We start from the raw sequence: 21,414 nt of genomic DNA on the forward strand, positions 1-21,414 counted from the left end.
GGGACAGCGCGGCCTGGAGGAGGGCAGGGGTTTCAACGGCCCTTGAGGTTGCCCTTGTCATCGGCGATCACGATCTCCACGCGCCGGTTCATGGCGCGCCCTTCGGGCGAGGCGTTGTCGGCCACCGGGTAGACCTTGCCGTAGCCGCGTGCCGTGATGCGGTTCGCATCCACGCCGCGGGCCACTAGCGCATCCCGCACGGCGGCGGCGCGGCGTGACGACAGGTCCAGGTTGTAGGCATCCGAGCCCACGCTGTCGGTATAGCCCTCGATCAGCAGCCTGCGCTCGGGAAACTGCTGGAGGAAGCTGGCCAGCTTGTCCAGGCGCGGTGCGGCCTGGGGCGACAGCTCGGCCTTGTTGAAGGCGAACAGCACATCGCCCAGGGTCACGATCAGGCCGCGCTCGGTCTGCAGGGCCTCCATCTCGCGCAACTGCGCTTCGAGCAGGCGCACGCGGTCCTGTGCGGCACTGGCCTGCGCCAGCGCCGCATTGGCCTGCGCCTGCTGCTGGGCCGCGCGCTGCTCGGCACTCAGGGCCTGGGCCTGGGCGATCTGCGCGTTGCGCGCCTGGGCATCGGCGCGCAGGCGCGCCTCGTCGGCCTCGCGGGTGCGCGCTTCCAGGCGGATGCGGTCGGCCTCGGCACTCGCGCTCTGCAGGTTGGCATCCAGCATGCGGGCGCGGGCTGCATTGGCCGCGATCTGGGCGCGCTGTGAAGCCAGGTAGGCCATGTGGTTGGTTTCGGCCTCGTCGTGCTTGTCGGCCCAGTGGCGGTCGGCGCGCAGCAGCGCATCGTGGGCCTCCTTGAGTTCCAGCGGGGCGTACTGGCCCACGATGGGGTCGGCGCCCACGCGGCTCACGTTGGCGCGGGCCTGCTCCAGGGCGGCAGAGGGGCCGGTGGTCGCGCAGGCGGCCAGCAAGCCGGCGGCCAACAGGCTGGTGGCGAGGGCGGAGGTGCGGCGAAGAATGGGGTGCATGGTCGTTGTTCCTTCGGTATTCGGTGGAGGGCGGGGCGCGTCGGCGGCAGCCAAGGCGCCGATCAGCGGGCCGGCGCCACGGCGCGGCGGTTGATCTCTTCCTGCAGTGCGCGGATCCCGTCCTGCACCTGGGCCAGGTTGCCTGCGTTGCGTTCGGCGTCGGCCCGGGTTTCGGCCACGCGGGCATCGACCTCGGCCTCGGCCGCAAGGCGGCGCGCGGCCGTGTAGTCCTCGGCGCCCATGGCCTTCTCGGCCGCCATGAGCTTGTCGCGGGCGCGCTGCAACTCGATGGGCGCAGTGGCCGTCACGTTGGGGGCCGCAGACACCCGGGTGAGCGTGGTGCGGCTCACGGCCATCTGCTCGGTAGGCGCTGGCGGCTTGGAGGCGCAGGCGGTCAGTGCGGCCAGGGCCAGTGCGGAAATGGCGAGGCGAAGTGCGGAGGATGGATGCATGGCTGGGGGCTCCTTGGGAGGAAAAGGACCGGGAAGCCTGAGAGAGGCATGGTGGGGCAGGGAGGCCTGCCGGGGGCGCGGTCCCGAAACGGTGCGGGTTGAGATGCATTGTTCGCGGCAGTGCCCGCCGCCCGCGTAGTCCCTGCCACAGATCGCCTGTGGGTACGGTCTTACATCGTTTTACGTGCGTGCGATGGGTCGCAAAGGGCGCGATCCCGGTCTGTCCGCCCCGGATCTACGGCAGGTTTTCGCGGAAGACGACCTGGCTGCGCGTGGTCTCCACGCCCGAGAGCGCGGGCCGCCCGTCGCGCAGGTTGGCGAAGATGCGCACGCAGCTCGTGATGGTGCTGAGCGGGTTCTGCGTGATCACGGCGTCCATGCTGCCGTCGATCAGCTGGGCGCGCGTGTCGGGTGTGAGGCCGTGGCCGATGAACACCACCTTGTGCTGCACGCCGCCTTCCTGCAGCGCGCGGGCGATGCCGTCCGAGGCACCGCCGATGTTGTAGATGCCGGCCAGATCGGGGTGGCGCTCCAGCAGGGTGCGCGTCTGGCGGTAGTTCTTCTCGGCATCGTCGAGCCCCTCGCGCAGGCCCACCACGGTGAGCTGTGGAAACAGCTCTTCGAGCACGTGCAGGAAGCCGGCCTCGCGCTCCTGGTGCGCCGCGTAGCGCAGGCTGCCGGCCACCAGCGCCACCTTGGCCTCGCGCGCGCCGATGAAGCGGCCGATCAGGTAGCCCGCCGTGCGGCCCGCGGCCCGGTTGTCCAGGCCCACATAGCCCACGCGCTGCGAGTTGCCCAGGTCCGAGATCACGGTGACCACGGGCACCCCGCGCTCGGCCAGCGTGGCCACGGCCTCGCGCACCTGGGGGTGTTCCAGCGCCATCATCACCAGTCCGTCGTAGCGCTTGCCGTGGTGCAGCAGCGCCTGGGCCAGGGCTTCGGGGTTGAAGCTGTCCACCGTCTCGGCGCGGCACTTGACGTGGAAGGGTGCCCAGTGCTCCTGCGAGTAGCTGACCATGTCGCCCAGCATGGTCAGGAAGCGGCTGGTGTTGCGCGGCAGCAGGAACATCACGCGCAAAGGTGCTGGCGCCAGTGTGGCGGCCAGGCCATCGGCCGGCAGGTAGCCCAGCTCGCCCGCCGCCTGCACCACGCGCTGCGCCGTGGCCTGGCGCACGCCGCCGCGCCGGTTGAGCACCCGGTCCACCGTGGCCGTGGAAACGCCGGCCAGCGCAGCCACCTCGACTATGCCAGGCAGGGCGCGGCCCATGGCGGTCCTCCAAATCCATCAAAAACCATCATGTTGGGCGATTGGTCCATCACGGGTCCGAGGCTATCGTAAGGGCCTGCCGCGTGCCAGAGGGTTGCGGCCCCAACAAGGAAAAATGATGGAGACAAGCAACAACAAGCGGCTCGCGGGCCGCGTGGCCCTGGTGTTCGGTGCCGGGTCCGACGGGGACGGCTGGGGCAATGGCAAGGCCGCTGCGGCGGCCTATGCGCGGGCGGGGGCCCGGGTCGTCGCGGTGGACCGCGACGGCGCCGCCGCGGAAGTGACGCGTGACACCATCCACGGCGAGGGCAACGAGGCATTGGCCGTGCGGGCCGATGTCACGCAATGGGCCGACGTGCAGGCCGCCGTGCAGACCGCCACCGATGCCTACGGCCGCATCGACATCCTGCACAACAACGTGGGCATCACCTCGCAGGGCGGGCCGGTGGAGACCAGCGAGGACACCTGGGACCGGGTCATGGCGGTCAACGTCAAGAGCATGTTCCTCACCTGCAAGGCCGTGCTGCCGCGGATGCAGGCGCAGCAGTCGGGCGCCATCATCAACATCGGCGCGCTCGGCGGCGTGCGCTGGACGGGGTATGCCTACTGTGCCTATGCGGCCTCCAAGGGGGCGGTGAACTCCTTCACCCAGAGCGTGGCCCTGCAGTACGCGGCTCAGGGCATCCGCGCCAACTGCATACTGCCGGGCGTGATGGACACGCCGCACATCTACCGCCAGATCTCGGGCTTCTATGCCAGCCATGAAGAGATGGTGGCCGCGCGCCACAAGCTCTCGCCCACGGGGCGCATGGGTGATGGCTGGGACGTGGCCAATGCCGCGGTGTTCCTGGCCTCCGACGAGGCCCGCTACGTCAACGGCGTGGAGCTGCTGGTCGATGGCGGCATGCATGCGCGCTGCAACTGAGCGTGGTCTGAGAATCCATCAAAACCCATCAGATTGCCCATTTGCCCCAGGCGTGGACCGCGGATAAGGTCTGCCCCTGAACGAAGCCCGCCTGCGGGGTGCCGATTCCAACGATTACAGACAGGAGACAAAGACCATGGCCCATTCCTCGAACCTTCCTTCGCGCCGCAGCCTGCTGCGCGGCCTGTGCGCGCTGCCTGCCGCATCCGTTGCCGGTGCCTGGCCCGGGCTGGCGAGCGCCGCCGCGCCCGAGTACAGCTTCAAGTTCGGCAACAACCTGCCCGTGTCGCACCCGCTCAACGTGCGTGCCAACGAGGCGGCCGCCCGCATCCTGGCCGAAAGCAAGGGCCGGCTGGAGCTCAAGGTGTTCCCCAACAACCAGCTCGGCGGTGACACCGACATGCTCTCGCAGGTGCGCAGCGGCGGCCTGGAGATCTTCAACGCCGGCACCATGGTGATTGCCACGCTCGCGCCCATCAGCGCCATCACGGCTGTGGGCTTTGCCTTTGCCGACTACGACCAGGTCTGGAAGACGGTGGACGGCAAGCTGGGCGACAGCATCCGCGCGGCCTTCGCCAAGGTGGGCCTGTACACCTTCCCGCGCATGTGGGACAACGGTTTCCGCCAGGTGACCACCAGCACCAAGGCCGTGAGCAGTGCGGCCGACCTGGGCGGCATGAAGATCCGCGTGCCCGTGAGCCCCATGGGCATCTCCATGTTCAAGGCCCTGTCCGCCTCGCCGGCCAGCCTGCAGTTCAGCGAGGTCTACTCGGCCCTGCAGACCAAGGTGGTCGACGCGCAGGAGAACCCTCTGGCCATCGTGCAGACCGCCAAGCTCTACGAAGTGCAGAAGTTCTGCTCGGTCACCAACCACAGCTGGGACGGCTACCACATGGTCGTCAACGGCCGTGCCTGGCGCGGCCTGCCGGACGACCTCAAACTCATCCTGGGCCGGGCCTTCGACGAGGCCGGCCTGCAGCAGCGCGCCGACCTGAAGAAGCTCAACGAGACCCTGCGCAGCGACCTCACCGCCAAGGGCATGGCCTTCAACGACGCCAGCCCGCAGAGCTTCCGCGACCAGCTGCGCAAGGCCGGCTACTACTCGGAGTGGAAGGGCAAGTTCGGCGACGAGGCCTGGGCGCTGCTCGAAGCCTCCGTCGGCAAGGTGTCCTGATGCTGGCCGCTGCGATGCCGGCGCCCGCGCCCACGGGCTGGCGCGCCGCGCTCGACCCCGTGGACCGTGGCATCGGCCTGGTGGTGGAGTCGGTGGCCGCGCTGCTGGTGCTGGTGGAGATCGTGCTGCTGTTCTGCGGCGTGGTGTCGCGTTACGTGTTCCACGCGCCGCTGGTCTGGTCGGACGAGCTGGCCTCCATCCTGTTCCTGTGGCTGTCCATGCTGGGCGCGGTGGTGGCCCTGCGCCGCGGCGAGCACATGCGCATGACCGCCTTCGTGGGCAAGGTGCCGCCCGCGGCACGGGCCTACCTGGAGGCGCTGGCCATGGCCGCGTCCTTCGCGTTCCTGCTGCTCATCCTGCACCACGCCTACGAGTACGCGGCCGAAGAGGCGGTGATCGTCACGCCCGCACTGGAGATCAGCAACGCCTGGCGCGCCTCGGCCCTGCCGACGGGCATGGCGCTGATGCTGCTGGTGTGCACGCTGCGCATGCTGCGCGAGGGCGGCCTGGCCGTGATGCTGGCGGCTGCCGCCACGGTGGGCGCGCTGGTGCTGGCCTTCTGGCTGGCGCAGCCGGTGTTCGCGCCGCTGGGCAAGCTCAACCTGGTGATCTTCTTCGTGGTGGTGGTGGCGGCCTGCGTGTTCGCGGGCGTGCCCATTGCCTTCTCGTTCGCGCTGGCCACCTTCGGCTACCTGGCGCTCACCACGCGGGCCCCCATGCTGGTACTGGTGGGCCGGCTCGATGAAGGCATGTCGCACCTCATGCTGCTGGCCGTGCCGCTGTTCATCTTCCTCGGTGCGCTGATCGAGATGACGGGCATGGCACGTGCCATGATCCAGTTCCTGGCCAGCCTGCTCGGCCATGTGCGCGGCGGCCTGTCGTACGTGCTGATCGGCGCCATGTACCTGGTCTCGGGCATCTCGGGCTCCAAGATCGCCGACATGGCGGCCATCGCTCCGGTGCTTTTCCCCGAGATGCAAAAGCGTGGTGCCAAGCCCGGCGACCTGGTGGCCCTGCTCTCGGCCACCGGCGCGCAGACCGAGACCATCCCGCCTTCCATCGTGCTGATCACCATCGGCTCGGTCACGGGCGTGTCCATCGCGGCGCTGTTCACGGGCGGCATGCTGCCGGCTGTGGTGGTGGGGGCCTGCCTGTGCGCCGTGGTCTGGTGGCGCTACCGGCGCGAAGACCTGTCGCAGGTGCAGCGCTTCGGCCGCGCGCAGATCCTGCGCTTTCTGCTCACGGCGCTGCCGGCCATCGCCCTGCCCTTCGTGATCCGCGCGGCCGTGGTCGAGGGCGTGGCCACAGCGACCGAGGTCTCCACCATCGGCATCGCCTATGCGGTGCTGGTGGGCCTGTTCATCCACCGCCAGTTCGACTGGCGCCGGCTGCGGCCCATGCTGATCGAGACGGCCTCGCTCACGGGCGCCATCATCTTCATCGTGGGCTGCGCCACCGCCATGGCCTGGGGGCTCACGCAGTCGGGCTTCTCGCACGACCTGGCCCAGGTGATGAAGCAACTGCCCGGCGGTGCCTGGGGCTTCATGGCCGTGTCCATCATCGCCTTCGTGGTGCTGGGCAGCGTGCTCGAAGGCATCCCCGCCATCGTGCTCTTCGGGCCGCTGCTGTTCCCCATCGCCAAGGCCGTGGGCATCCACGAGGTGCACTACGCCATGGTCGTGATCTTCGCCATGGGCATCGGCCTGTTCGCGCCGCCTTTCGGCGTGGGCTACTACGGTGCCTGTGCGATCAGCAAGGTGCACCCCAACGAGGGCCTGCGCCACATCGGCGGCTATGTCATGGCGCTGTTCGTGGGCCTGGTCATCGTGGCCGCGATCCCGTGGTTCTCCACAGGATTTTTGAGCAAGTAACCCCTTTCATCCACTCCTCTGGTCCGGCCGCATTGCGCGCCGGGCCCCCCATCCCTTTCTGAAAGCAGCAAACCATGAGCCGATTCTTTGGTGAAATCCGCCAGGTGGCCTACCTCGTGCCCGACATCGAGGCCGCCATGGACTACTGGGCCAATGTGCTGGGCGTCGGGCCCTGGTACTACAACCCGCGCGTGCCGATCCAGAACTACACCTACCGCGGCGAGCGCCACGAGCCCCACAACTCGGTGGCCCTGGCCAATGCGGGCGGCGTGCAGATCGAGTTGCTGCAGACGCGCAACGACGTGCCCTCCATGTACCGCGACTTCCAGCAGGCCGGCCATGTGGGCGGGCAGCACGTGGCCTACTGGACGGAAGACTTCGACGCCGACCTGGCACGCGCCGAGGCCGCGGGCTTCAAGGTCTGCATGAGCGGCGAAGTGGGCGTGAACGGCCGCTTCGTCTACTTCGAGGATGGCCAACATCCCGGCCTGCACCCGGGCGCGCTGATCGAACTGTCCGAAGTCGCCGGGCCCAAGGGCCGCCTGTTCACGCTGATCCGCGAGGCCGCCAAGGACTGGGATGGCAAGGACCCGGTGCGCCCCTTCCCCGATCTCAACACCCTCTGAGCCATGGATGCGCACCACTTCGAAGCCTGCTACCTGATCGAGACGCCGCTGGACCCCGCCCATGTGGCCGAGGTGCTCGCGGGCGAGCAGTCCTGCGGCACGTTCGCCCGCGTGGAGGGCGAAACCGATGCGCTGCGCGAGCGCGCCCGCGCCACGGTGGAGTCCATCGAGGAGCTTGAATCCGTGCCCGCGCCCAGCCTGCCCAATGGCTGGCTGGAGCGCCGCGCCGCGGCCGGCAAGCCGCTGGCCGGGCCGTTCCGCCGGGCACGGCTCACGGTGCGCTTTCCGGTGGCCAATGTGGGCGCCAACCTGCCCACGCTCGCGGCCACGGTGTCGGGCAACCTGTTCGATCTGGGCGAGGTCACGGGGCTGCGCCTGGAGTCGCTGCGGCTGCCGGCGGAGTACCGCCAGCGCTTCGACATGCCGCGCCAGGGCATCGCGGGCACGCGCGCGCTCACGGGCGTGCAAGGGCGGCCGCTCATCGGCACCATCGTCAAGCCCAACGTGGGCCTGTCGGCCGAGGAGACCGGCGCCCTGGCCGCGCGGCTGTGCGCGGCGGGAGTGGACTTCATCAAGGACGACGAGGTCTGTGCCGACCCCGTGCATGCCCCGCTGCGCGAGCGCGTGCAGGCCGTGATGCGCGCCGTGCGCACGCACCAGGACCGCACGGGCAAGCATGTCATGGTGGCGTTCAACATCACGGACGAGACCGATGCCATGCGCCGCCACGCCGACCTGGTGCAGGCCGAGGGCGGCAGCTGCGTGATGGCCAGCCTCAACTGGTGCGGCTACTCGGCCGTGCAGACCCTGCGCCGCCATACGCCGCTGGCCTTGCATGGCCACCGCAACGGCTATGGCGCGCTGTCGCGGCATCCATTGCTGGGCTTTTCGTTCCAGGCCTGGCAGACGCTCTGGCGCCTGGCCGGCGTGGACCACATGCACGTGCACGGCCTGCAAGGCAAGTTCTCGCAGACCGACGACGAGGTGGTCGAGTCAGCCCACGACACACTGGCCCCGCTGGCGCCGGGGCTCGACGACGCCGTGCTGCCCGCCGTCTCCAACGGCCAGTGGGCCGGCACCGTGCCGCTGACCTGGGAGCGCCTGCGCAGCACCGATCTCTTGTTCATGTCGGGCGGCGGCATCCTCGCCCACCCCGACGGGCCTGCGGCCGGCGTGGCCAGCATCCAGCAGGCCTGGGAGGCCGTGGCGGCGGGCACGCCGCTCGACCACTTCGCCCGGCACGCGCCCGAGCTGCAACGCGCGCTCGGCTTCTTCGGTTCCAAGGCCTGAGCACACCATGATGGCTGCATCCACCGCCCGCCTGGGCTGGTACGGCGACGACTTCACCGGCGCCACCGACACCCTGGCCACGGCGGCCCAGGCGGGGCTGCGTGCCCTGCTGTTCATGGGCGTGCCCACGGCCGCGCAGCTGCAGCGCGCGGGGCCGCTCGACGCCATCGGCATCGCCGGTGCCGCGCGCGCCATGGCGCCCGAGGCCATGCGAGCGGAGCTGGAGCCAGTGGGCCGCTTCTTCGCGCAGATGCGCGTGCCCGTGCTGCACTACAAGGTGTGCTCCACCTTCGACAGTGCGCCGCACGTGGGCAGCATCGGGGTGGCCGTGCAGGTGCTGCGCGCGCATGTGGAGAACCGCTTCGTGCCCATCGTCGGCGGCCAGCCCAGCCTGGGGCGCTACTGCGTCTTCGGCCACCTGTTCGCACGCGCCGGCAGTGCACCGGCCGTGCACCGCATCGACCGGCACCCGACCATGAGCCGCCACCCCGTCACGCCCATGCAGGAGAGCGATTTGCGCCTGCACCTGGCGCAGCAGGGGCTGGCGCCGACGGCAGGCATGGACTACCCGCTGTACGCCCAGCCGCTGGCCCAGCAGGAGGCTGCACTCGATGCGGTGCTCGCAGGGGACCCTGCTGCCGTGCTGATGGATGCCAGCCGGCCTGAGGACCTGCAGGCGGTGGGCCAACTGGTGTGGCGCCGCGCCCAGCAGGCGCGGCTGCTGGCCGTGGGGCCGAGCAGTGTGGTGCAGGCGCTGGCGACGCAATGGCCGCAAGCGCCTGCATCGGCTGCGCTGCCTTTGGCGGCAGCCCGGGGGCCGGTCTTTGTGCTCGCCGGCAGTCTCTCGCCCGTGACGGCGCAGCAGGTGCGCGCCGCCGTGTCGTACGAACAGGTGCCCATCGATGTCGCCGCCCTGGTCCAGGGCGGTGAGGCCGCTGCGCGGGCCACGGCAGAGCGCCTGGGCGCCCTGCTGGGGGCCGGCCGCAGCGTGCTGGCGGTCACGGCGGGCAGTGCTGCGCAGGGCGCCACGGCCCACCAGGTGGCCCAGGCCGGCGGCCGGCTGCTGGCCCAGGTGCTGGCCCAGGTGCCGCTGCGCCGCATCGGCATCGCCGGGGGCGACACCTCCAGCCTGGCGGTGCAGGCGCTTGCAGCCTGGGGGCTGTCGTACCGGGCCTCGCTCGCGCCCGGCGTGGCGCTGTGCCGGCTGCACAGCGACGGGCCAGGGCTCGACGGTATGGAGATCATGCTCAAGGGCGGGCAGATGGGGCCGGACAACTTGTTCGAGCGCTTGCTGCACGGTGGGGCTTGAGGCTGGGCCTGCGCATGAAAAAGGCCGGCCCCTTGCGGGAGCCGGCCTTCTGGCAAGAGCGTGTGGTCGCTTACTTGGCCACCACGCGCACCATTTCCAGGCACTTGTTCGAGTAGCCCCATTCGTTGTCGTACCAGCTCACGACCTTCACGAAGGTGCCGTCGAGGGCGATGCCGGCGTCGGCGTCGAAGATCGAGGTGCGGGTGTCGCCGCGGAAGTCGGTGGCCACCACCTTGTCTTCCGTGTAGCCCAGCACGCCCTTGAGCGCGCCTTCGGACTGTGCCTTCATCTCGGCCTTGATCTCTTCATAGGTGGCGGCCTTGTCCAGCTCCACCGTCAGGTCGACCACGGACACGTCGCTCGTGGGCACGCGGAAGGACATGCCGGTGAGCTTCTTGTTCAGCGACGGGATCACCACGCCCACGGCCTTGGCAGCGCCGGTGCTCGAGGGGATGATGTTTTCCAGGATGCCGCGGCCGCCGCGCCAGTCCTTGTTGGAGGGGCCGTCCACCGTCTTTTGCGTGGCGGTGGCTGCGTGCACCGTGGTCATCAGGCCGCGCTTGATGCCCCACTTGTCGTTGAGCACCTTGGCCACGGGGGCCAGGCAGTTGGTCGTGCACGAGGCGTTGGAGATGATGGCCTCACCCTTGTAGCTCGTGTGGTTCACGCCGTACACGAACATGGGGGTGTCGTCCTTGGAGGGGGCCGACAGGATGACCTTCTTGGCGCCGGCGTCCAGGTGCTTCTGGGCCGTGGCCTTGTCCAGGAACAGGCCCGTGGACTCGATCACCACGTCCGCGCCGACCTCGTTCCACTTGAGGTTGGCGGGGTCGCGCTCCTGCGTCAGGCGGATCTTCTTGCCATTGACGATCAGGGTATTGCCGTCCACCGACACTTCGCCCTTGAAGCGGCCGTGCACCGAGTCGTACTGCAGCATGTACGCCAGGTACTCGGGCTCCAGCAGGTCATTGATCGCAACGACTTCGATGTCGCTGAAATTCTGGATGGCGGAGCGCAGCACGTTGCGGCCGATGCGGCCGAAGCCGTTGATGCCAATCTTGATCGTCATTTCCAAGGTTCTCCAAACGTTAAGGAATCAGGGTTGACATTGCGCCGCCTGTGCGAATGTCGAGAGGTATCCCAGGCGCTGCACCGAAGGTGTGGGTTGCGTCTGGTAGAAGTAGACACTGGGCTGGTCGAAGGTCGGCACGGCCGTGTCGGCCCCCAGGCACATCGTGCCGTTGGCGTAGCAGCGCAGGTGGAAGGGCGAAACGGTGGCCGTGCCCGTGGGTGTGGTCAGCAGCTGCGGGAAGCTCTTCTCGGCCCAGTCGAGCACGCAATCCAGCGGTGTCGAGGTGCCGGTGCCGTTCAGCGGATACGTCGCCAGTGCCGCGCCGGTGCGCGACTGGACGATGAGTTGGGAGATGCGCGATCCCGGGGCGGTGGGGGTGAAGGCCACCAGGGTCGAGCAGCCCTGGTTGGGCTGCAGCACCGCGTTGGAACAGCCGTCCGAACCGGCGGGTATCAGGAAGTCCCCCTGGGCGACGACCGGGCAACCGATGCCGGCACAGGTCACCAGGGCCGCACCGCTGGAGATCACCGAGCCCAGTTGCAGCGGCGCACCGCTGCGGTTGAACACCGAGAAGTACTGCGTGGCAAACGTGGCATTGAGCGGGACCTTGCCGAAGTTGTGGCCGGCCGGCGGATCGGTGATCTCCACCTGGGCATGGGCCGACAGGCAGGCCAGCGACAGCACGGCCACGGCGGCCAGCGACTTGCGGGGGGACAGGGTCGGGATCATCATGGCAGCTCCTTGAAAAGGGGGACGTCAGTGAAAACGACTAGCGTGCCGACCCCATGTAACCGCGTCAAGCATGCAAAGAGGCCGCAACGTGCTGTAAATCACGCGAAACCTCTGCATGTTTGCACAATGTTACGTTCCCGCCGTGCCGCGCCTGTCAGCGGCCGCCCTTCAGCACGGTCTGCACGGTGGCCGCCACGTTTTCTTCCGTGAAGCCGAAGTGCTTGAACAGCACCGGTGCAGGGGCCGATTCGCCATAGGTGTCGATGCCGACCACGGCCGCACAGCCGTACTTCCACCAGCCATCGGTGACGCCCATCTCCACCGCCACGCGGGGGATGCCGGCGGGCAGCACGGACTTCTTGTACTTGGCGTCTTCGCGGTCGAAGGTGGTGGTGCTGGGCATGGAGACCACGCGCACGGCGATCTTGCGGTCGGCCAGCAGGCGCTGGGCCTTGAGGGCCAGCTGCACTTCGGAGCCGGTGGCGATGATCACTGCCACAGCCTTCTTGTTCAGGCCCACGTCGGCGGGCTCGGACAGGACATAGGCACCGCGGGAGATGTCCCCCAGGTCACGCTTGGGAGCGTAGGGCAGGTTCTGGCGCGACAGCGCGAGCACGGTGGGCTTGTCCCGGTTGCTCAGGGCCACGCTCCAGGCCACGGCCGTTTCGGCCGTATCGGCGGGGCGCCACACATCCAGGTTGGGGATGAGGCGCAGGCTGGCGACATGCTCGATCGACTGGTGCGTGGGACCGTCTTCGCCCAGGCCGATGGAGTCGTGCGTGAACACGTGGATCACACGCTGCTTCATCAGCGCGGCCATGCGGATGGCGTTGCGGCTGTAGTCGCTGAAGGTCAGGAAGGTGCCGCCGTAGGGGATGTAGCCACCGTGCAGGGCAATGCCGTTCATGATGGCGGCCATGCCGAACTCGCGCACGCCATAGTTGATGTGGCGGCCACCGATCTTGCGGCCCTCGGCCACTTCGGTCTGCACCACATGGCCCTGCATGTCGAAGCGCAGGTTGGGCGTGCTCTTGGTGTTGGTGAGGTTGGAGCCGGTCAGGTCGGCGCTGCCGCCCAGCATTTCGGGCAGGGCGGCGGTGAAGGCTTCCAGCGCCAGCTGGCTGGCCTTGCGGCTGGCCACGGTCTCACCCTTGGTGTGGGCGGCGACCACGGTGTCCACGGCCACCTGGGCGAAGTTGGCAGGCAACTGGCCCTGCATGCGGCGCGTGAACTCGGCGGCCAGTTCGGGGAAGGCGGCGCTGTAGGCAGCAAAGCGCTCATTCCAGGCGGTCTCGGCGGCCTGGCCCGTGTCCTTGGCGTTCCAGGCACCGTACACGTCTTCGGGGATCGTGAACGGTTCGTGGCTCCAGCCCAGGGCTTCGCGGGTCAGTGCGATTTCCTCGGCGCCCAGGGGCTCGCCGTGGGCCTTGGCGGTGTTGGCGCGGTTCGGGCTGCCCTTGCCGATGTGGGTCTTGCAGACGATCAGGGTGGGGCGCTCGGTCTGCTTCTTGGCCTCGGCGATGGCGGCGTCCACCTTCTCGGCGTCATGGCCGTCGATGGGGCCGATCACGTTCCAGCCGCTGGCCACGAAGCGCAGGGGCGTGTTGTCGGCGAACCAGGGGGCCACCTGGCCGTCGATGCTGATGCCGTTGTCGTCGTACAGGGCGATCAGCTTGTTGAGTTTCCAGGCGCCGGCCAGCGACACGGCTTCATGGCTGATGCCTTCCATCAGGCAGCCGTCGCCCAGGAAGACATAGGTGTTGTGGTCCACGACGGCATGGCCTTCGCGGTTGAATTCGGAGGCCAGCAGCTTCTCGGCCAGCGCGAAGCCCACGGCATTGGTGATGCCCTGGCCCAGCGGGCCGGTGGTGGTTTCCACGCCGGGGGTGATGCCCACTTCGGGGTGGCCGGCGGTCTTGCTGTGCAGCTGGCGGAAGTTCTTGAGCTCGCCGATCGGCAGGTCATAGCCCGTGAGGTGCAGCAGCGCGTACAGCAGCATGGAGCCGTGGCCATTGCTCAGCACGAAACGGTCGCGGTCGAACCACTGGGGGTTGGTCGGGTTGTGCTTGAGGTGGCGACCCCACAGGGCCACGGCCATGTCGGCCATGCCCATCGGGGCGCCGGGGTGGCCGGAGTTGGCTTGTTGAACGGCGTCCATGGCCAGCGCGCGGATCGCGTTTGCCATTGGTTGGTTGTGCAGGGTGTTGGCCATGGAAAGAGCGGCTCCGGGTGGGGGAGGTTCAGGGGAAACCCGCTATTTTACCGGTCAGCGCCTGGGAACGGTTTCCGCTCGCGCAAACACGGCTTTGTGTTCTGGCGGCTGGGCGATGCACTACAGTGCGGCTGATGCAAGGATTGCACCTCACCGCCGACCTCCACGGCTGCCGCTGCGCCCCCGAATGGCTGCTCGATCCCGCGGCCCTGGGCCGCGCTTGCACGGACGCCGTGCGCACCGCAGGCCTGCAGCCCGTGGGCCAGCTGTTCCATGGCTTTCCGGCCACCGACCAGGGGCCTGGCGGGGTCACGGCCACAGTGCTGCTGGCGGAGTCGCACCTGTGCGTGCACACCTGGCCCGAGCAGCGTGCCGTGACGCTGGATGTCTATGTCTGCAACTTCGGTGCCGACCATTCGGGCAAGGCGCGCGCGCTCATGGAGGCGCTGCTGGCCTTGTTCGATCCGGCCCGGGTGCAGCGCCATGCGCTGCAGCGCGGCGCCGTGGATGCCGCCGTGGTGGAGGTGGCCGCATGAGCGCCGCCGCCCAGGTGCCGGCCCTGCTGCTCGCCGCCGGTCGGGGGGAGCGCATGCGGCCACTGACCGACACCATGCCCAAACCCCTCCTGCAGGTGCAGGGCCAGCCCCTGCTGGTATGGCACCTGCAGGCCCTGGCCGAAGCCGGCGTGGGCGAGGTGGTGATCAATACCGCCTGGCTGGGCGAGCAGATCGAGGCCCACTGCGGCACCGGCTTTGGCACGCACCACTCGCGCCGCGGCAACCACCGGGTCGAGATCGCCTATTCCCGCGAGGGCCGCGACTTCGGGGGCGCGCTGGAGACGGCCGGGGGCATTGCCCGCGCTCTGCCACTGGTGGAGTCCGACGTCTTCTGGCTCGCGGCCGGGGATGTGTACGTGCCCGATTTCGTGTTCGAGGCCCAGGCCGTGCAGGCCTTCAAGGCCAGCCGGCAACTGGCCCACCTGTGGCTGGTGCCCAACCCCGGGCACAACCCGCGCGGCGACTTCGGCCTGTCGCCCGAGGGGCTGGCGTTGAACCTGGCGGCCGACGACCCGGCCCCCCGCTATACCTACAGCACCATTGCACTGCTGCACGCCGAGCTGTTCTTCAAGCCCTGGTGCGAGATCCCGGTCGGCAACCCGGGGGGGCTGAAAGCGCCGTTGGCGCCCCTGCTGCGCCGGGCCATGGATGCGGGCCGTGTGGGCGCTTCGCTCTACACGGGCCGCTGGACCGACGTGGGGACGCCCGAGCGCCTGGCTGAACTCAACCGATAGTGATCAGCACCCCCTGAGGCGCTGCGCGCCTTCACCCTCTCTCGACTCGCTTTGCGAGTCGGGAGGGGGACGCTCCCAGCGCGGCGGGGCGGCCCTTGCGCGGGAGCACTGGCTTGGGCAGCGCCAGTTTCATACCCCTGTCGGTGGTAGCCAGTGCCGCAGAAGCCATCCTCTGGGCCTCATTGCACCTTTGGCGCACTGTCCGTGTTGGGTGGCGGTGCTGTGGCGGCTATTGGCTCGCTGCGGCCGCGTGGGCAGGCTGCACGGCAATGGCTGGGCCGTTCTCGCAGGCGCGCAGCAGCCATTCGCTGGGGCGAAAGCGGGCTTCGGGCCCATCGGGTGCGGGCTTGCCCACCTCGGCCTGCACGTCGTAGGGAATGGGCGGTACCTGGTACAGCGCCATCTGTCCCTTGCGGCAGGCCAGTGCCGGCACCAGCTTGTGCTCCACCCAGCCCTGGGTGGTGCTGTCGAAGCGGTAGAGCGGGCCCAGGGTCTGGTCCTGCGCCAGCTCCAGGCGCAGCGGCGTGGTCTGCAGCGCGCTGACCCAGGCGCCGGCGATCTGCACGGGTTGGGCAAAGCGCACCGACTCCAGCCCGTGCAGTGCGACCGGCTTGCCCGGCTCGCCCTTGTCGAAGGGGTCGTTGCGGTTGATCAGGCTGCCTGCGGGGACCAGCAACTCGCCGTACTGGAAATCCGCGGGCAGCACGAAGCGTTCCCTGCTGGCGCGCACCACGGCGCCGTCCTGCCGTGCCTGTGTCGCGCGCATGGACAGGAACCAGTTCAGCAGGATCAGCCCGTGGCACAGCAGGGCCACGGCGCACAGCACCTGCAGCGCGCGCGGGGTGAGTACCCATTTCTGCGGGATGTCCACGAAGCGGACATAGGCGGCATACACCAGCAAGGCCCCGGTCAGTGCCAGCCCCAGCACGGGGAGCAGCAGCGTGAAGATGAAATTCAACAGGGAGCTGAGCAGAAGGAGCATGGGGCCCGAGTCTGCCATGCCCGTGGCCGGGGCGGCCGGCGCGGCAGGGGGCTGCGTGGCGCACAAGCCACGCGGCCGGGCTGGGCCGCGTGCGCCCGGAGGGTCACCCGGCGGTGTGGCCGGCCTGCGCTTGCGTGGGCTGCGCAGGGCTGCCCAGCATGCCGGCCAGGCTCTGCGCCATGCCGGTGATGCCTTCATTGGACAGGCCCGCGTCCTTCATCACTGCGTCCACGATGGGCTTGGCGATCTGGTACTGCAGGGCCGAGTTCATGACCTGCTCGGGAAAGGTGCCCGTGGCGCCGGTGCCGCCCTGTGCCGCGCCCTGGGCTGCACTGCCGCCGGGCATGCCGCCCACCTGCACGATGCGGATCGAGTCGATCTTCTCCATGGGGCGCACGGCTTGGGCGATGATCTGGGGCAGCTGCTGCAGCAGCAGGCTGCGCACCTGCAGGTCCACCTGGGCGGCCGACAGGGTGTTGAGCGCCTCGTTCAGTGCGCGCTTGCCCTCGGCCTCGGCCAGGGCCGCGGCCTGGCGCGCGCGGGCCTCGATGGTGATGGCTTCGGCGCGGTCCAGCGCGGCCTCCTTCTCGGCCGACGCGGAAACCCGGATCGAGATGGCGTTCTGCTCGGCGTCCTTGGAGGCCTCGATCAGCTGGATGTTCTTGTCGCGTTCGGCCACGGCCACCTGGCGCGCGGTGTTCACGGCTTCCTCGGCCTTCACGGCCTCGGCGCGCGCCAGGTTGGCGGCGGCGTCGGCATCGGACTGCTCGCGCGATTTGGTGGCAATGGCGATCTGCGTGTCCTGGCGCGCAATCTCCACCTGCTTGCGCTGTTCGGCGCGCTTGGTCTCGGTATGGCGCTCCAGCTCGATCTCCCGCGTCTGGATCACCAGGTTCTTCTCGATCTCGGCGGCCTTGATCTCGCGCTCGGCCTCGATGCGCTTTTGGCTCACCTGGCGCTCGGCCTCGATCTTGGCGGCTTCGGCCTCGCGGTTGCGCTCGGCCTGCTGCGTGGCGATCAGTGCGGCCTGCTCAGCGCGCGTGGTCTCGATCTCGCGTTTTTGCGAGAGCGAGGCAAACTCCTGGTCCTTCTCGATGGTGAGCTTCTGGCGCGTGGCCTCCAGGTCCTTGGTGCGCACCTGCACCTCGGTGTCCTGTTCCACGTCGTTGCGCTGCTTGCGCCGCGCCTCGGTCTGCTCGGTCAGGCGCGTCAGGCCCTCGGCGTCGAAGGCGTTGTTGGGGTTGAAGAACTGCTTTTCGGTCTGGTCCAGGCTGGTCAGCGAGACCGATTCGAGCTCCAGGCCGTTCTTCTCCAGGTCCTCGGCCACCGCGTTCTGCACGGCCTGCACGAAGTCGCGGCGCTTGTCCTGCAGCTCCTGGATGGTCATGGTGGCGGCCGTGGCGCGCAGCGAGTCGACGAACTTGTCTTCCACCAGGGCCTTGAGTTCCTCGGGGCTCATGGTGCGCGCGCCCAGGGTCTGGGCGGCGATGCTCACAGCTTCCTCGGTCTGCTTGACGCGCACGAAGAAAGCGGCCGTCACGTCCACGCGCATGCGGTCCTTGGTGATCAGGCTTTCCTTGGCGCGGCGCACCACCTCGAGCTTCAAGGTGTTCATGTTCACCAGCACGCGTTCATGGAACACCGGCAGCAGGATGGCGCCGCCGTCCATGATGACCTTCTGCCCGCCCAGGCCCGTGCGCACGAAGGCGGTTTCCTTGGTGGAGCGCTTGTACAGGCGCGCAAAGACGATGCCGATGGTCAGCAGGGCCAGCAGCGCAATGCCGGCGATGGCGCCTATTTCGATCAGGTTGCTCATTTCTCGGTTTCTCCCTCGGTTGGTGTCGGTATGTTGATGGGAACGGGCGCCTACATCAAGCCCGGATGCGGGTTGGCAATGCAGCGGTAGAAGGCCCCGATCTTGCGCACGATGAGGATCTGCGCGCCTTCGTCGAAGACCTCGTCGTCGAGGTCGGGCTCGACCATCAGGTAGTGGGTGCGGCCATGGGTGTCGCGCACCCGCGCCTGCGCCGCCAGGCCCCGGCGCGCCGCGCCAGCGGAGACCACGCCAGGCCGACCTATCAGCGACATCTCGCTCACGGCCGAGGTCTCGTCGCGCGGAATGATGTGGGCGATCAGTGCGCCCAGGCTGCGCACCGTGGCCATGCCCGGTGCCACGGCCACCAGGCCCGCGATCCAGACCGGCAGGTAGCCCCCCAGCAGGCCGTTCGCCACCTTCTGCAGGCTGTAGCCGAAGATCGCATAGCCCGTGAGGAACAGCACCAGCAGCACCAGCGAAGGCACCTTGCCGATGTAGAGCCAGCCCAGCACCCGGTCCAGGCCGGTGTCTCCATCAATGTCGGGCAGCAGATCGTCGAGCCAGTTGCTCGGGCTCAGCGAGACCAGCATGCCCAGGCCCTCGATCAGCGCGATGCCGACGATGAGCGCAAAGGCCACGCCAAAGGGCCAGGTCTCCGGGGCGGTGAACAGCGCGGTGATCACGCCTGCCCCGTCTTCAGGCGCGCCATGCGCTCGGCGATCTTGTGGTCGCGCACCAGCTCATCGAGCTCCTTGAGCTTGGCCGCCTGGTCCAGCGTGTGGCTGCGGTCGGTGCCCGCCAGGCCGGTCTGGCGCGCATACAGGCGGTCGAAAGCGCCGGTCACGGCATCGATGCGCTGCTGCACTGCGTTGGCGCCACCGGGCGGCGTGGCGGGGGCCTGGGTTGCCGTGGCGCGGCTTTGGCGAAAAGCCTCCAGCGCATCGGCCATCTCGCGCTGCTTGGCCAGCAGCGCCGCCACATAGCCCGTGAGCTCACTCTCCTGCCGTGCCAGGTCGGCCAGCGTGGTCTCCAGCACCGGGATCTGGGCCTCGATGTCGAGTTGGCGCGCCACGGCGGCACGCGCCAGGTCGTCGCGGTCGGCCGCCAGGGCCTGGTCGATCTGCTCGGCCAGGGTGGCGTGCTGGCCATTGAGGTGGGCATGCTGCTGCTGGGCCAGGTGGCGGTTGGCGCTGGTGCGACCCAGCTCATGGCGCACCTCGCCGATCACGGTGTCGGCCTCGCGCAGCGACTGCTCCATCACCGCCAGCGGGGCATGGTTCTCCAGATGGTCCACCAACGCATGCACGCTGCCGGCAATGATGCGGCCTACGCGTGTCTTGAGCGAATCTGCCATCTCAGGCTCCTTTCGAGAGAGGGGATTGAATGGTCTGGGCCAGCTCCAGGGTCGCTGCGGCGTGGCGCTGCACGACGGCCGGATCGTACGCGCTGGCCTGCGTGGTGGTCGCCTGGCGCAGCAGCATCTCACTGAGGGCAAAGCCCCGCCGCACCAGCAGGTCTTCGAGCCGGGCGGCTTCCTGCTCCGACGTGGGCGCGTTGCTGACCACGATGGCCAGACAGGTCGTGACATGGTCCAGCATGGCGTTGAGCACGTCCGAGTGGCGGCCCGTCTGGCCCTCGGTGCGCACCAGCGATTCGCGCAGCCGGGACGTGATGTCGCGCGCCCAGGCGTGGGCGGCCACATAGTCGAGGGCGCCGTCGTGGTGGCGCTTGAGCTGGCCCAGCAGCACGCGCAGCTTGTCGCTGTTGGTGGTGGCGCCCTCGACCTGCAACTGCGCCAGCCACAGGTAGAGGTCGCTCGGGATGCGGGCGGAGAGGGGCTCCATCGTGGTGGAGGTGGTGACCATGGCGTCCATCCGAAGTGGTGTTGAATGCGATGGTATTCATGTGAATACGTTTGTCAACAACCCATTCGGGTGGCGGGTTTTGGAATTGTTTGCAAGCGCGATGGCCCACGGCACCGAAGGGTGGCGGATTCGCGTTAAAAATAGCGCATGAACTCACCGTCCTCGCCATCCATCTATGCCCAGCGCCGTGCGCGCCTTGCTGCCCAGCTGGGTGCCGGGGGCATCGCCATCATCCCCACGGCACCTGAGTACCCGCGCAACCGCGATACCGACTTCCTGTACCGCCATGACAGCTATTTCTACTACCTGACCGGGTTCACCGAAGCCGGTGCCTGCCTGGTGCTCACGGCTGAAGGGCACAGCACGCTGTTCTGCCGCCCCAAGGACCTGGAGCGCGAGATCTGGGACGGCTACCGCCTGGGCCCGGAGGCCGCGCCTGCTGCGCTGGCCATGGATGCGGCCTTCTCGAGCGCCGTGCTCGACGCACAGTTGCCGCGCCTGCTGGAGAACCGCCAGAGCGTGTGGTACCCCCATGCCACGCACAACGGCCTGGCCGCGCGCGTGGAGGGCTGGCTCAATGCCGTGCGTGCCCGCGTGCGCTATGGCGCGCAGTGCCCGGCGGTGCAGCAGGACCTGTGCGGCCCGCTCGACGAGATGCGCCTCATCAAGGACGCGTACGAGCAGGACACCATGCGCCGCGCCAGCGACATCAGCGCGCGCGCCCACATCCGCGCCATGCAGCGCTCGGCCCGCATGCTGCGCGCCGGCGAGGACGTGCGCGAGTACCACCTCGACGCCGAACTGCTGTATGCCTTCCGCGAGGGCGGCTCGCAGTACCCGGCCTACGGCTCCATCGTGGCCGCGGGTGCCAATGCCTGCGTGCTGCACTACCGCGCCGATGCCGCCCCGGTGCGCGATGGCGAGCTGGTGCTGATCGATGCGGGTTGCGAGCTCGACGGCTATGCCAGCGACATCACGCGCACCTTCCCGGCCAACGGCCGCTTCACCGGGCCGCAGCGCGCGCTCTACGACCTGGTGCTGGCCAGCCAGGTCGCGGCGGTGGATGCCACGCGCGCTGGTGCCCGCTTCAACGACCCGCACGACGCCACGGTGGCCGTGCTGGCCCAAGGCATGTTGGACCTGGGCCTGCTCGATGGCAACAAGGTCGGCACGGCGCAGGACGTGATCGACAAGCGCGCCTACTTCCCGTTCTACATGCACCGCACCAGCCACTGGCTGGGCATGGACGTGCACGACTGCGGCAGCTACGTGGAGCCCGGTGAGGCCGACAAGGTGACCGAGCGCAAGGACCCGCTGTCGGGCGAGACCCTCCTCAACCGCCCGAGCCGCGTGCTGCAACCCGGCATGGTGCTGACCATCGAGCCGGGCATCTATGTGCGCGCGGGCGAAGGCGTGCCCGAGCAGTTCCACGGTATCGGCATCCGCATCGAGGACGATGCCATCGTCACCGCCACAGGCTGCGAACTGATCACGCGCGGCGTGCCGGTGGACGCCGACGAGATCGAGGCACTGATGCGCGCCTGACGGCGCCGGCG

Annotated in this window: 20 protein-coding genes; 9 read left to right on the forward strand and 11 right to left on the reverse strand. The window is 68.9% G+C overall.

The genetic code is table 11. The features are described 5' to 3' along the window. Nucleotides 1–32: 32 nt before the first annotated feature. From HNP48_RS04100 to HNP48_RS04110, 3 genes are all read right to left on the reverse strand, one after another. Nucleotides 33–974 (reverse strand): OmpA family protein, encoded by a 942-nt coding sequence (locus HNP48_RS04100; RefSeq protein ID WP_184855551.1) that lies wholly within the window; start codon nt 972–974, stop codon nt 33–35. A 62-nt stretch (nt 975–1,036) separates the two neighbouring features. Next, nucleotides 1,037–1,426 carry a DUF4398 domain-containing protein gene (locus HNP48_RS04105; protein WP_184855552.1) on the reverse strand — a complete coding sequence of 130 codons (390 nt, stop codon included), beginning with the start codon at nt 1,424–1,426 and terminating at the stop codon, nt 1,037–1,039. Nucleotides 1,427–1,661: 235 nt separating this feature from the next. Next, nucleotides 1,662–2,693: a LacI family DNA-binding transcriptional regulator gene (locus HNP48_RS04110; RefSeq protein WP_184855553.1), complete on the reverse strand. Its 1,032-nt coding sequence runs from the start codon at nt 2,691–2,693 to the stop codon at nt 1,662–1,664. Nucleotides 2,694–2,811: 118 nt separating this feature from the next. On the opposite strand from HNP48_RS04110, the gene HNP48_RS04115 reads away from it, so the two are divergent. The 6 genes from HNP48_RS04115 (at nt 2,812) to HNP48_RS04140 (ending at nt 9,888) form a co-directional block, all read left to right on the forward strand. After that, on the forward strand, nt 2,812–3,618 hold the full coding sequence (locus HNP48_RS04115; protein ID WP_184855554.1) for an SDR family NAD(P)-dependent oxidoreductase: 807 nt from the start codon (nt 2,812–2,814) through the stop codon (nt 3,616–3,618). A gap of 136 nt (nt 3,619–3,754) precedes the next feature. Continuing rightward, nucleotides 3,755–4,792 (forward strand): TRAP transporter substrate-binding protein, encoded by a 1,038-nt coding sequence (locus HNP48_RS04120; protein ID WP_184855555.1) that lies wholly within the window; start codon nt 3,755–3,757, stop codon nt 4,790–4,792. Between the two features lie 14 nt (nt 4,793–4,806). Further along, nucleotides 4,807–6,663: a TRAP transporter large permease subunit gene (locus HNP48_RS04125; protein WP_260420090.1), complete on the forward strand. Its 1,857-nt coding sequence runs from the start codon at nt 4,807–4,809 to the stop codon at nt 6,661–6,663. Between the two features lie 74 nt (nt 6,664–6,737). Then, nucleotides 6,738–7,289 (forward strand): VOC family protein, encoded by a 552-nt coding sequence (locus HNP48_RS04130; RefSeq protein ID WP_184855557.1) that lies wholly within the window; start codon nt 6,738–6,740, stop codon nt 7,287–7,289. 3 nt (nt 7,290–7,292) lie between these two features. Further along, the gene (locus HNP48_RS04135) at nt 7,293–8,579 is read left to right on the forward strand and encodes a ribulose-bisphosphate carboxylase large subunit family protein (RefSeq protein WP_184855558.1); all 1,287 of its coding nucleotides are present in this window, start codon (nt 7,293–7,295) and stop codon (nt 8,577–8,579) included. 7 nt (nt 8,580–8,586) lie between these two features. Beyond that, nucleotides 8,587–9,888: a four-carbon acid sugar kinase family protein gene (locus HNP48_RS04140; protein WP_184855559.1), complete on the forward strand. Its 1,302-nt coding sequence runs from the start codon at nt 8,587–8,589 to the stop codon at nt 9,886–9,888. Nucleotides 9,889–9,958: 70 nt separating this feature from the next. Here the strand turns inward: HNP48_RS04140 and gap are convergent, their stop codons facing one another. From gap to tkt, 3 genes are all read right to left on the reverse strand, one after another. Continuing rightward, nucleotides 9,959–10,957: a type I glyceraldehyde-3-phosphate dehydrogenase gene (gene gap / locus HNP48_RS04145; RefSeq protein ID WP_184855560.1), complete on the reverse strand. Its 999-nt coding sequence runs from the start codon at nt 10,955–10,957 to the stop codon at nt 9,959–9,961. A 27-nt stretch (nt 10,958–10,984) separates the two neighbouring features. Next, on the reverse strand, nt 10,985–11,692 hold the full coding sequence (locus tag HNP48_RS04150; protein WP_260420065.1) for a hypothetical protein: 708 nt from the start codon (nt 11,690–11,692) through the stop codon (nt 10,985–10,987). Between the two features lie 154 nt (nt 11,693–11,846). Next, the gene (gene tkt / locus HNP48_RS04155) at nt 11,847–13,904 is read right to left on the reverse strand and encodes a transketolase (RefSeq protein WP_184855561.1); all 2,058 of its coding nucleotides are present in this window, start codon (nt 13,902–13,904) and stop codon (nt 11,847–11,849) included. 134 nt (nt 13,905–14,038) lie between these two features. Between tkt and HNP48_RS04160 the strand changes: the two genes are divergently transcribed. After that, nucleotides 14,039–14,440, forward strand: a complete 402-nt coding sequence (locus tag HNP48_RS04160) for an S-adenosylmethionine decarboxylase family protein (protein WP_184855562.1) — start codon at nt 14,039–14,041, stop codon at nt 14,438–14,440. After that, nucleotides 14,437–15,195, forward strand: coding sequence for a nucleotidyltransferase family protein (locus HNP48_RS04165; RefSeq protein ID WP_184855563.1), 759 nt, complete (start codon nt 14,437–14,439; stop codon nt 15,193–15,195). Before HNP48_RS04160 ends, HNP48_RS04165 begins: the two co-directional genes overlap by 4 nt. Nucleotides 15,196–15,424: 229 nt before the next feature. Here HNP48_RS04165 and HNP48_RS04170 read toward each other — a convergent pair whose 3' ends face one another. From HNP48_RS04170 to HNP48_RS04190, 5 genes are all read right to left on the reverse strand, one after another. Beyond that, entirely contained in the window at nt 15,425–16,177 is a 753-nt protein-coding gene (locus HNP48_RS04170) for a hypothetical protein (protein WP_184855564.1), read from the reverse strand. Between the two features lie 103 nt (nt 16,178–16,280). Next, nucleotides 16,281–17,993, reverse strand: coding sequence for a flotillin family protein (locus HNP48_RS04175; RefSeq protein WP_184855565.1), 1,713 nt, complete (start codon nt 17,991–17,993; stop codon nt 16,281–16,283). Between the two features lie 50 nt (nt 17,994–18,043). Further along, nucleotides 18,044–18,676: a YqiJ family protein gene (locus HNP48_RS04180; protein WP_184855566.1), complete on the reverse strand. Its 633-nt coding sequence runs from the start codon at nt 18,674–18,676 to the stop codon at nt 18,044–18,046. Further along, a complete protein-coding gene (locus HNP48_RS04185; protein ID WP_184855567.1) occupies nt 18,673–19,347 on the reverse strand; it encodes a PspA/IM30 family protein in 675 nt (224 codons plus the stop codon). The genes HNP48_RS04180 and HNP48_RS04185 overlap by 4 nt, the downstream gene beginning before the upstream one ends. 1 nt (nt 19,348) lies before the next feature. Further along, nucleotides 19,349–19,858, reverse strand: a complete 510-nt coding sequence (locus HNP48_RS04190; protein WP_184855568.1) for a hypothetical protein — start codon at nt 19,856–19,858, stop codon at nt 19,349–19,351. A gap of 147 nt (nt 19,859–20,005) precedes the next feature. Between HNP48_RS04190 and HNP48_RS04195 the strand changes: the two genes are divergently transcribed. Then, nucleotides 20,006–21,403 (forward strand): aminopeptidase P N-terminal domain-containing protein, encoded by a 1,398-nt coding sequence (locus tag HNP48_RS04195; RefSeq protein ID WP_184855569.1) that lies wholly within the window; start codon nt 20,006–20,008, stop codon nt 21,401–21,403. Nucleotides 21,404–21,414 lie beyond the last annotated feature (11 nt).

Origin of the sequence: Acidovorax soli (assembly GCF_014207955.1) — a bacterium.
Taxonomy (GTDB): domain Bacteria; phylum Pseudomonadota; class Gammaproteobacteria; order Burkholderiales; family Burkholderiaceae_C; genus Acidovorax; species Acidovorax soli_A.